General features: G+C 46.3%; 9 protein-coding genes. 7 read left to right on the top strand and 2 right to left on the bottom strand.

Annotated elements, in window-relative coordinates; genetic code table 11:
• The first annotated feature begins 19 nt into the window (after positions 1–19).
• The 7 genes from ACOJS8_RS20345 (at position 20) to ACOJS8_RS20315 (ending at position 8,321) form a co-directional block, all read left to right on the top strand.
• Complete coding sequence (locus ACOJS8_RS20345; protein WP_420150388.1) at positions 20–1,141, top strand: FtsW/RodA/SpoVE family cell cycle protein; 1,122 nt, start codon at positions 20–22, stop codon at positions 1,139–1,141.
• 81 nt (positions 1,142–1,222) lie between these two features.
• A complete protein-coding gene (gene murG / locus ACOJS8_RS20340; protein WP_420150387.1) occupies positions 1,223–2,314 on the top strand; it encodes an undecaprenyldiphospho-muramoylpentapeptide beta-N-acetylglucosaminyltransferase in 1,092 nt (363 codons plus the stop codon).
• An 85-nt stretch (positions 2,315–2,399) separates the two neighbouring features.
• Entirely contained in the window at positions 2,400–3,785 is a 1,386-nt protein-coding gene (gene murC, locus ACOJS8_RS20335; protein WP_420150386.1) for a UDP-N-acetylmuramate--L-alanine ligase, read from the top strand.
• Between the two features lie 37 nt (positions 3,786–3,822).
• Entirely contained in the window at positions 3,823–4,599 is a 777-nt protein-coding gene (locus ACOJS8_RS20330; protein WP_420150385.1) for a cell division protein FtsQ/DivIB, read from the top strand.
• Positions 4,596–6,017 (top strand): cell division protein FtsA, encoded by a 1,422-nt coding sequence (gene ftsA / locus ACOJS8_RS20325; RefSeq protein ID WP_420150384.1) that lies wholly within the window; start codon positions 4,596–4,598, stop codon positions 6,015–6,017. The genes ACOJS8_RS20330 and ftsA overlap by 4 nt, the downstream gene beginning before the upstream one ends.
• Before the next feature lie 84 nt (positions 6,018–6,101).
• Positions 6,102–7,547 carry a cell division protein FtsZ gene (gene ftsZ / locus ACOJS8_RS20320; protein ID WP_420150383.1) on the top strand — a complete coding sequence of 482 codons (1,446 nt, stop codon included), beginning with the start codon at positions 6,102–6,104 and terminating at the stop codon, positions 7,545–7,547.
• A gap of 66 nt (positions 7,548–7,613) precedes the next feature.
• Complete coding sequence (locus ACOJS8_RS20315; protein ID WP_420150382.1) at positions 7,614–8,321, top strand: DNA alkylation repair protein; 708 nt, start codon at positions 7,614–7,616, stop codon at positions 8,319–8,321.
• 102 nt (positions 8,322–8,423) lie between these two features.
• Here ACOJS8_RS20315 and ACOJS8_RS20310 read toward each other — a convergent pair whose 3' ends face one another.
• Both ACOJS8_RS20310 and ACOJS8_RS20305 read right to left on the bottom strand, forming a co-directional pair.
• Positions 8,424–9,461 carry a fatty acid desaturase gene (locus ACOJS8_RS20310; protein ID WP_420150381.1) on the bottom strand — a complete coding sequence of 346 codons (1,038 nt, stop codon included), beginning with the start codon at positions 9,459–9,461 and terminating at the stop codon, positions 8,424–8,426.
• Between the two features lie 218 nt (positions 9,462–9,679).
• Positions 9,680–10,372, bottom strand: a complete 693-nt coding sequence (locus tag ACOJS8_RS20305) for a porin family protein (RefSeq protein WP_420150380.1) — start codon at positions 10,370–10,372, stop codon at positions 9,680–9,682.
• Positions 10,373–10,623 lie beyond the last annotated feature (251 nt).

The following is a 10,623-nucleotide window of genomic DNA, read 5'->3' as shown; positions in this document are numbered from 1 at the left end:
AATAATATTTTAAAAAATTATGATCCTCCGCGACTGGATTAATACGCACTTAAAAGGTGACCGCCAAATCTGGTGGATCGTGCTTTATTTGTCTATTATGAGCGTACTGGTCGTTTACAGTGCGACCGGTACTAAGGCTTTTCGGGAACTCGACGGTAATACCGAAGTATTCTTACTCAAGCATGGCTCGCTGCTACTACTCGGTTTAGCCTGCACTTATTTTGCGCACAAGATTAATTACGTGGACTACGCCCGCTTATCAAAGTACGGGCTGTGGCTATCGGTCCCTTTGCTGTTGTGGGCATTTTTTAAAGGAACAAACCTGAACGAAGCGTCGCGTTGGGTCACGATTCCCATTATCAATCAAACCTTCCAGCCTTCTGATTTAGCAAAACTGGCGCTTATTTCTAATCTGGCAGCTATGCTGGCGAAGCGGCAGCGCTTTATGAGCGACCCCAGTGTGTTGTTCAATCTTATACTTTGGATTGGGGTCATCTGCTCGCTCATTATCCTGACCAACACGTCTACAGCCTTATTGCTGGGCGCTACGTGCTTTTTACTAATGTATATTGGCCGTGTTCCAGTACGGTACCTTGGTTACATGATTGCGGTTTGTGTTCTATTTGGTGGTATTGCTTTGCTGGCCGGACAACGTTTTGGTACGGCAACAAACCGCATGAAAAGCTTTATGGATTCGGATACAATTGTTTATCAGGTGGAGCAATCTTATATAGCCCTTGCCAATGGCGGTTTAACTGGTCAGGGGCCAGGTAATAGTCATCAACGTAATACGTTGCCTAATCCCTTTTCTGACTTTATCTACGCCATTATTGTTGAAGAATACGGTTTGATATTGGGAGGCATTCCTGTAGTACTGGCCTATATATGGTTTTTGTGGCGAGGGATGAAAACGCTCCAGAAAGCGACTCGACCGTTTGGTGGTTTATTATCAGCAGGTCTAACGTTTAGCATCGTGTTTCAGGCATTTGCCAGCATTTGTGTGGCCATCGGTTTAGCACCCGTAACAGGACAGCCTCTGCCTTTATTAAGCATGGGTGGTACGTCGTTAATATTCACGGGGTTAGCCATTGGTATTGTGCTTAGTGTAAGTAAAGAAGAAGCCGACGAAAGTAAAATTTAGTGACTAGTGGCCGGATAATAGTTGTCAACTGTAAAGCATCCGACGATTTTTATCAGCCGCTAATTACCATTCACCAACTATATGAAAATAATTATCAGCGGGGGCGGCACTGGCGGACATATTTATCCGGCCATTGCTATTGCCAACGAGCTGAAAGCAATTGATCCTGCCACCGAGATTCTGTTTGTAGGAGCCGAGGGCAAGATGGAAATGGAGAAGGTACCCCGAGCCGGTTATACGATCGTCGGGCTGCCAGTCGTCGGTATAAAACGAGAACTGACGTTAGCCAACCTGAGTTTCCCACTCAAATTAGGCCGCAGCCTGCTTCGGGCGCGCCAGATCGTGCGTGATTTTAAACCCGTCGCAGTCGTGGGAGTCGGCGGGTACGCCAGTGGTCCTTTGCTGTTAGCGGCTTCATTAAAAGGTATTCCTACGCTCATTCAGGAGCAAAATTCATACGCTGGTGTCACCAACAAAGTATTGGCTCGCTGGGCAAAGCGCATTTGCGTAGCTTATCCAGGGATGGACGCTTTCTTCCCCGCCGAAAAAATCAAATTGACAGGAAATCCTGTTCGCAGTGACATACAGCTTGCTGACCAGCAGATCGAAGCCGGTCAAAAATTATTTGATCTGGAAGCGGATCGACTCACCGTGTTAATTATCGGTGGGAGCCAGGGAGCCAGAACAATTAATGAGAGTATAGAATCAGGTTTACAGCGTTTTGTGGATGCAGGTATACAGGTAATCTGGCAGACAGGTCCAGCTTTCATTGAACGGGCTCGTAAGGCCGTTGCTAATATTGGCTCACCGCTGATTAAAGCCTACGATTTTATTTACGATATGGACAAAGCTTATGCTGTAGCCAACGTAGTAGTATCGCGAGCAGGCGCTTTATCCGTTTCGGAATTATGCTTAGTAGGCAGGCCAGCGATTCTGGTTCCTTTTCCGGCAGCGGCCGAAGATCACCAAACTAAAAACGCCATGAGCCTGGTCGAACGGAACGCGGCTTTATTGGTCACCGATCGGAATGCGCGTGAAGATCTCGTTACGTATGCACTTAATTTACTCAACAACCCCGTTCAGCAGAAGCAGCTAAGTACTGAAATAAAAACATTAGCGAAACCCAATGCCGCTCGCGACATTGCTCAAGAAGTAATTAAATTAACGAAATAAGGAGAACCGAGAAAGGCTGAATGGATGAAAGAGATTACCAAGTTCTTTCATCTCGCATTGCTTCGCTCCCTTTCCTCCCTCAACAATGACCCTAGATCAGTTCAAATACATTTACTTTCTCGGTATCGGCGGTATCGGCATGAGTGCGCTGGCCCGCTGGTTTCAGGTGAATGGCTACCCTGTAGCCGGGTATGACAAAACATCAACAAACCTAACCGATACGTTACAGGCAGAAGGGATGACCATCCATTTTGCGGAAGACGTCGATCAGATTCCAGTATCGTTTCGCGAAAATCCTGCCGCAACATTAGTAATTTATACGCCCGCTGTTCCAAAGACTCACCCAGAGTACATTTATTTTACAGAGCACGGCTTTACACTGCAAAAACGCTCGCAGGTACTGGGACTTCTGGCGGGCCAAATGACAACCATCGCTGTGGCGGGCACCCATGGTAAAACCACTACGTCGTCGATGGTGGCCCATATTCTGCGAAACTCAGGAGTCAACTGTGCCGCTTTTCTGGGTGGCATAACGAATAATTACGGCACTAATTTTTTGCTTAATGAACCAGCCGACGACCTCCGTTCAGTGATTTGTGTCGTAGAAGCTGACGAGTTCGACCGTTCCTTCCTGACTCTGTTCCCCAAATACGCTATTGTTACGTCCACTGATGCTGATCATCTCGATATCTATGGCGCTCACGAGGCAGTCTTAGAATCATTTGGCCTGTTTGTCAGTCAAATCGAACAAGGGGGTGTCTTGTTCATGAAGAAAGATCTGACACTAGCTGATCAAACCGCTGCAACAGTTAAGCAGTACTCTTTGAAAGCAGGCGATTACTACAGCCAGAACCTCAGAATCGAACAAGCCGCTTTTGTCTTTGATCTTGTTCATCCGCAGGGAATCATTTCTGACATTCAATTGGTAGTGCCCGGTTTTCACAATGTTGAAAATGCCGTGGCCGCTGGAGCCGTTGCCCTGGAAATTGGTGTATCACCAGAAGCTATTCGTGCCGCTCTTACTAGTTATCGGGGAGTCCGTCGGCGATTTGAGTACATTCTTAAAACGGACAGAGCTGTATTGATTGACGATTACGCCCACCATCCAGCCGAAGTGGAAGCGTTTTTGTCGTCGGTAAAGGCACTTTATCCAGACCGGGAATTAACGGCCGTTTTTCAGCCTCATCTGTTCAGTCGGACTCGCGATTTTGCGGCAGGGTTTGCCAAAAGTTTATCCATCGCCGACAACGTAGTGCTGCTAGATATCTATCCTGCACGCGAACTACCAATGGAAGGAGTAACATCTGAACTAATTTTCCGGGACATAAAATCGAAAAGCAAACAGCAATGCACCAAAGCTGAATTAGCCAGCGTTGTGCAGAAAATGAGGCCAGATTTGCTTGTAACCATTGGTGCAGGAGATATTGACCAGCTGCTACCAACATTAAAAAACACAATGATGTACCAGTAAATAAAAATATCTGAAAAACAATTTAGGTAATTTACAAATGTTAACTACCTTTAAATCATCCAAAAATTGGTTACTCGCAATCGGGGGACTTGCAGCCCTGTTTGGCCTTATCGCTTTTACGGAAATTCGGCATAGTCAGAAACAAGTCCGAACGGTGATTATCCGACTCGATCAGATTGATGGCCATCAATTTTTGACGCGTCGGGACGTAATGGGTTATTTGACAAACGGGGGAGCTGATCCGATCTTTGGAAAGGATTACAGGGAAGTTGACTTTCGTCAACTGGAGAAACGATTGCGGCAACATGGATTGGTAAAAAATTGTCAGGTATCGCGTGACCTGACGGGGGATTTACTCGTCGTGATTGAACAACCCCGTCCGCTGGCTCGCTTAGTGGCATCATCCAGCGACGAAACGCGGCCTGTATCAGGTCAATACGTAAGTGAAGAGGGACGTTTCTTCCCGGTATCAATGAACTACTCGGCTCGAGTACCTATTTTGACCGGAAGCTATTTTAGACAAAATCGATCCTTATCGAACGAACGCAATCGACCGCTGCTAACTTTACTGAAACAAATTCAAGATGATCCGTTCTGGCGAGCGCAGATTGTGGAATTATCAGTAGATGAAAAAGGAGACGTAACGATGTGGCCGCAGATGGGTAACCATCGAATTGAGTTCGGCCCGCCTACTGACCTGAGTGCAAAATTTAAGAAGTTAAAATTAGTATATACGGACGTTTTACCGGCGCAGGGTTGGGACCGTTACAGTCGGATAAACGTTCAATATCGAAACCAATTAGTTTGCGAATGACAACAACGGGCATGGATGAGAAAATTGTAGTTGGTCTGGACATTGGCAGCACCAAAGTGTGCGCGGTTGCTGGTCGGTTGATCCGTAACAACAAAGAGCAGGAAACCCTGGAAGTTTTAGGTGTTGGCGAAACGGCTCTGACAGATGGAGTGGCTAAAGGCTCAGTTGTGAACGTAAATAATACGGTCAATGCGATCCGGCGAGCGGTTGCGGAAGCTTCAAACCAATCGAATCTGAACATTCATTTGGTAAATGTTAGCTTTAGTGGATCACACGTTACGTCTGTCAAATCAAGTGGTAGCATCACACGTTCGTCTGCAGGCGATGAGATTCAGATCGAGGATATTGATCACCTGATAAACGATATGTACCGTACATCTATTCCAGCTGACAAGGAGATCATCCACGTTCTGCCAATGGATTTTATGGTAGATACCGAGTCTAACGTCAATCAACCGGTTGGTCGGAACGGGGTTAAATTAGGCGCTGATTTTCAATTGATTACGGCTCAGGCCAACGCAGCGCGTAACATCCGCAAGTGTATCACGCGCAACAATCTGGCGCAGGATACAATGATGCTATCTGCCCTGGCGTCAGGTCTGGCCGTGTTAACGGACGAAGAAAAATATGCGGGTGTAGCACTGGTCGATATTGGGGGTGGTACCACTGAAATGGCCATCTATTACCGGAATGTTCTCCGCCACGTAGCCGTTTTTCCTTGGGCAGGCAACAGTTTAACATCAGACATTCAGGCGGGTTGTAAAATTTTGCCGAATCAGGCCGAACAACTGAAGAAGCGATTTGGTAGCGCAAATCCGGCTGAGTATAACCTGAACGAAGTTGTAGCAGTGCCGGGGTTAAGCAATCGCAAACCGAAAGACGTACTGTTGAAAAACGTAGCAGTCATTATAGAAGATCGCTTACGTGAGATTGCAGCTCTGGTACAAGCCGAAATTATTCGGTCGGGCTACGATGGTAAACTACTGGGTGGTATTGTTTTGACGGGTGGGTCAGCTCTGATTCCGGGTGTAGAACATATCTTTACGCGCGTAACGGGAGTTGAGGAAGTCCGCGTTGGCTTCCCTGAGCACCTCGAACCGAATGGGCGGGCTGATTTAGTGGGCGATCCAGCTTACGCCACGGCTGTCGGACTGGTATGGGCAGGTTATAAAACGATTGACAATCGTATCTCGTTTATTAGCGATCCGAACAAAGCCGCTTATAACGAAGAATATCCGCCAGCGCCCGCTTCACCACGTCCATCCTACAGCCACCCGTCCAGCAATGTCCGGGATAAAGCGCCGGAGAAAAAACCCATTGAAAAGCAACCCGAAAAGGAGCCAGAAGAAAGTACAGTTATGCGCTGGTTACGTAAATTAACCCAGCCAATACGGGGTAACGAGACGGACCCTTACTAGCCGCCCACAATAAGCCGGTTTGCCGCCGGCTTAATGATATTTACATAGATCTTTCATTACAAAACGACATCACATACTGATACGATGAATAGTCAGGGCTATAGATTCGAAATTCCAGACGAGAACCCAATCATCATTAAGGTTGTCGGCGTAGGCGGCATGGGCGGCAATGCCGTCAAACACATGCATGAATTGAAAATGCAGGATGTGAGTTTTGCTGTCTGCAACACTGACCGTCAGGCACTCATGAGCAATCCCGTCCAAACAAAGCTACAGTTGGGGGATGGCTTAGGAGCCGGTACGGAATCGAAAGCAGGGGAAGACGCAGCTCGCAGCAGTATCGAAGAAATTCGACACTTGCTGGCTCCGCCCACTAAAATGGTCTTTATTACGGCCGGTATGGGAGGTGGTACAGGCACTGGTGCTGCTCCTGTAGTAGCCGAAGTAGCACGCGAAATGGGCTTGTTGACCGTAGCTGTTGTAACGGCACCGTATTGGTATGAAGGTACAGACAAAAAAGAACAGGCGCGGGAGGGTATCGAAAAGCTGAAAAAAAGCTGCGATACCGTTCTGGTGGTGCTCAACGACAAGCTAGCCGAGCTATATAGTGAATTAACTTGGACCGAAGCCTATGCGCATGCCGATGATGTACTGGCAAACGCCGTTAAAAGCATCGCAGAAATCATTACAACTCAAGGCGATATCAACGCTGACTTTGCCGACGTAAAAAAGGTGCTTGAGGGCGCTGGCCAATCGGTGATGGGGTCAGCGGAGGCAGCAGGTGAAGATCGGGCAATACGAGCTATTGAAGCGGCTCTCAACTCACCACTGCTGAATGACCACGATATTCGGGGAGCCAAACGGATTCTACTGACTATTTCGTCGAGTAAAGCCCATGCTATGCGCCTAAAAGAGCAGATGGCTATCTCGGAACTCGTAGCGAAGCGAATCCAGGCAGAAGCCCGTATGTTTAAGTTTGGTGCAATAACAGACGAGAACTTAGGCGAAAGTTTACGGGTGACAATTATCGCGGCTGGTTTTGATGGTACTACTACGTTGATGGACCAGCTTAAAAGTCCAGCTTCTCCAGATAAAGAGCTGCCTGTTATCGAAGAACCAGATATGGTTGAACAACCTGAAGATGGTTTACATGACGATTCAACAGGAGAGTTAGAGCTTGTCGACCCTGATGGCGAGCCTATCGATTCTAAATCTGTCGTGAGCATTAAAAACGACGATAAGCAGACTCCAACAAGCTACAACGGACCTGCGATTATTCGTTCAGATGTTTCAGGACCGGTACGTTCATTCCCGCATGAGGAAGAGCCAAACTCCGATGTATTGGTTCTGGATGAGGAAGAACGCCCCAGTGATGCTGATCTGATAAAACGAACGGTGGAAACATTCGTTAAGGGTCAATATCTGGCTGCAGATCTCGACCGGCCTACGTTTGAACGTAACAAAACGATGCTGTATGCCCTGCCATTATTAGCGGAACAGGAATTCGTACGTTCGCGGCTAAATGATTGAGGATAAGATACGTATCAGTAATAGCAGCAGAGATTCTTAAGAATCTCTGCTTTTTTATGCTCGTCTATGGAGCCGACTTATACTAACGTTAAAAACACGATTCTCTCGTTGGCACAGCCTGAGCGAGCTGCATTTCTGGCACGTTTTTTCAAAACTGCTCCAGGTCAGTACGGCGAGGGAGATCAGTTTCTGGGTCTGTCAATGCCTCAACAACATGTTGTTGTAAAACAGTATAGGAATTTATCAATAGACGAAACAGAAAAATTAGTACGTGACCCCTATCACGAATGCCGTATGGTAGGCTTACTTATTTGGGTCAAACAAACGAAAAAAGCAGGACCTACTCAGCAGGCGACCGTTCTCGAGCGCTATTTAGCCAATCGACACTACATCAATAATTGGGATTTAGTAGACGTTACATGTCCACACATTGTTGGGCGATACGTAGCAAAAGGTGAGAGCTCGATTTTATATGATCTGGCTAACGAAGAAACTATTTGGAGCCAACGTATCGCAATCGTTTCAACGCTAGCCCTTATTCGACTGGGAAAGTTTGGTGATACGTTTGCCCTCGCCGAGGTTTTACTGTCGCAAAAGCATGATTTAATTCACAAAGCCATTGGCTGGATGCTACGTGAAGTTGGGAAGCGAAACGTGGATGCACTAGAGGAGTTTTTGCACGATCATATTCAGCAGATGCCCCGCACAGCACTACGTTATGCTATCGAACATTTCGACCCAAACCGTCGACAATATTATTTAGCATTAAGGTAAATTCGGAATTAGATATGGCCAGATACAAAAACCCTCCTTTCTTGGCCTTGAGCATCTTTGCCAAAGACGGAAAGGAGGGTTTTTATTGAAGCGTTACGTCTCTTACGCTACAGATGCAGCCGAAACAGGTTGCGTTTGTGATTCTACCAATTCCAGATCAGGTTTCGATTGATCGGCAACCGTCACACGGCCGCGCTCTTTACGTACAATACGTGAGTAGAGCGAAATCTCCTGATCGAATAGAAAGCGGAAGAATAACCGAACGTAGGATGTATGATATTTTAATGTATCGTAGTATTCTGGAGCAGCTTTTTTAATTTCCGGAAGCTTGTTCCAGGGAATTGACGGAAAATCATGGTGTTCATTATGAAAACCGACGTTCAGGTTCACACCATTTAACTGACCGTAGTAACTGTACGTTTCCTGGTGAGGATCGAGTGTTAGATAATGTTCCTGAATCCAGCGAGCGCCCAGTGGATGCAAGCCGACCGAAAAGAATAAACACAGTAACAGGAAAATCAGAGCTTTCCAGCCAAACAATGTAACAATTAGCACGTCAAAGGCAAGCTGAACAACAATGTTAGCTGCTACCCATTTGTCAATCACGGCCAGTTCACGACAGCGAATGGTACGTATTGCCTGAAAAACAGGGAAAAATAGTAACCATACAGCCTTACCAATCGAGTAATTGTTGATCAGTTTCGCTTCATACCAATCAGGCAGATCCGCATCTAACTCATGAACGCCTTGAAACGCATGGTGCTTGATGTGAAAGTTTTTAAACGATAAAGCCGTTGGAAATACCGTTGGGAGATTTGCAAAAATTGCAGTCCAGGCGTTTGCTGCGGGCTTACGAAAAATCAAATTATGGGCTGCTTCATGGATGCAGACAAACAGCGTATGCGCCGGAAAAGCACCTATAAACCAGGCAGCCGCTACAACAATCCACCACGATTGGTCACGAACGAGGTAAGCCATGCCCACCATCATCGAAACACAACCCAGAATTACCCAGAATGTCGTTGGGTTTTTCTGTCCAATTAGCTTCTTAATCTCAGGATGGGATTTAAGAATCTGTCGGGTACGAATACGGTGAGGTTCGGAAGCGGTCGAACGAACAAAATCAGTGAATTTTGCCATAAATAAAGTTATCGCCAGAACAAGGCCAGTGAATTACGAATAGTAAAATTAACACAATTTCTGCTGTTAATAACAAGCCATTATCTGAAAAATCTCTGCTTATAATCCTATTTTATACCAAAAAGAAAGGCGAAGCTAAATGGCTTCACCTTTACTGATTCAGGTTGATTCAACAAAAAACGTACTATAATATAATCAGTGAATGGTGGTACTTGACTCTAATAACCGATGGGGAACGAGTACCCGAGCGACACTGCTAAACCACGGTTTCGAACGTTAACATTCACAACCGGTACCTGTATCTGACGAGTAAAGCCATGCGTATAACGGCCTTCGACAAAGACTTTTCCGGCGCCAGCGTCCATCGCTAAGCCCAATCCACCAACGGCACCAGCATCCCAGCGGCTCAACGTACCACCGTAATCAACATCCACATCGATAGGCTGAGTAGTCACAAGCGCGGTAGCTCGAGTCCGAATACGTCCATCTAGTGCATAACTTACAGATGGCCCGGCGATGACATAAGGCTGCACAGCGCCATCGCTTAGATTGAATTTAGCTAGCAATGGAACCTCAATTTGCTGCGATTGGTACGCTACGGTTGCGCCAAGAGGCAGATTAAGCCCCCCCAGATTAATATCAAAGCTTTGCTTAATAGCAACGCCTTTCTGTACATAAGCTACTTCAGGCCGAAACGATACGCGGTCGCTTAAAGGAATATCCAGGAAAATAGCTCCCGTGGGGCCAGCAGTGGGATGAAAAGCGGGCGTCAGGCTACCAAGGTAATCGGGTTTTGATGCGAAGCCCCAGTTGGCCCCACCTCGTATTCCGACCTGAACCTGAGCAAAAGAAGTTTGTGCAGCTATAAAACTTAATAAAGCAACTACACCGGCAAGCACAATTCGTTTCATGGTTTGAAGGGAAAAATTGACTAAAAAATTGGAACCTGAATTAATTGTGTAAAGCTGTCGGCAATAGGCGTAAGTGTTTTGAGTAACGAATACGTCGATTAGAGGACAGACTATTGAAAAGGATTAATTCGTTAGTAGAATTTTTTTATACTCTAACTTAAAAGACTGATTATCTGACAATTGATCTGAATAAAAAATAGTTAGTATGCTGCTCCTAAGCCATACAGCCTGTGTTTTCTAGTTATAGACGT

The sequence above is a fragment of the Spirosoma sp. genome, from assembly GCF_048594605.1.
Lineage (GTDB): Bacteria > Bacteroidota > Bacteroidia > Cytophagales > Spirosomataceae > Spirosoma.
This window is presented reverse-complemented; position numbering and strand designations above follow the sequence as displayed.

Bases quoted from the DNA above. Each gene is read 5' to 3' on its own strand.
- ACOJS8_RS20345 (WP_420150388.1), top strand. From the start codon at position 20: ATGATCCTCCGCGACTGGATTAATACGCACTTAAAAGGTGACCGCCAA.
- murG (WP_420150387.1), top strand. From the start codon at position 1,223: ATGAAAATAATTATCAGCGGGGGCGGCACTGGCGGACATATTTATCCG.
- murC (WP_420150386.1), top strand. From the start codon at position 2,400: ATGACCCTAGATCAGTTCAAATACATTTACTTTCTCGGTATCGGCGGT.
- ACOJS8_RS20330 (WP_420150385.1), top strand. From the start codon at position 3,823: ATGTTAACTACCTTTAAATCATCCAAAAATTGGTTACTCGCAATCGGG.
- ftsA (WP_420150384.1), top strand. From the start codon at position 4,596: ATGACAACAACGGGCATGGATGAGAAAATTGTAGTTGGTCTGGACATT.
- ftsZ (WP_420150383.1), top strand. From the start codon at position 6,102: ATGAATAGTCAGGGCTATAGATTCGAAATTCCAGACGAGAACCCAATC.
- ACOJS8_RS20315 (WP_420150382.1), top strand. From the start codon at position 7,614: ATGGAGCCGACTTATACTAACGTTAAAAACACGATTCTCTCGTTGGCA.
- ACOJS8_RS20310 (WP_420150381.1), bottom strand. From the start codon at position 9,461: ATGGCAAAATTCACTGATTTTGTTCGTTCGACCGCTTCCGAACCTCAC.
- ACOJS8_RS20305 (WP_420150380.1), bottom strand. From the start codon at position 10,372: ATGAAACGAATTGTGCTTGCCGGTGTAGTTGCTTTATTAAGTTTTATA.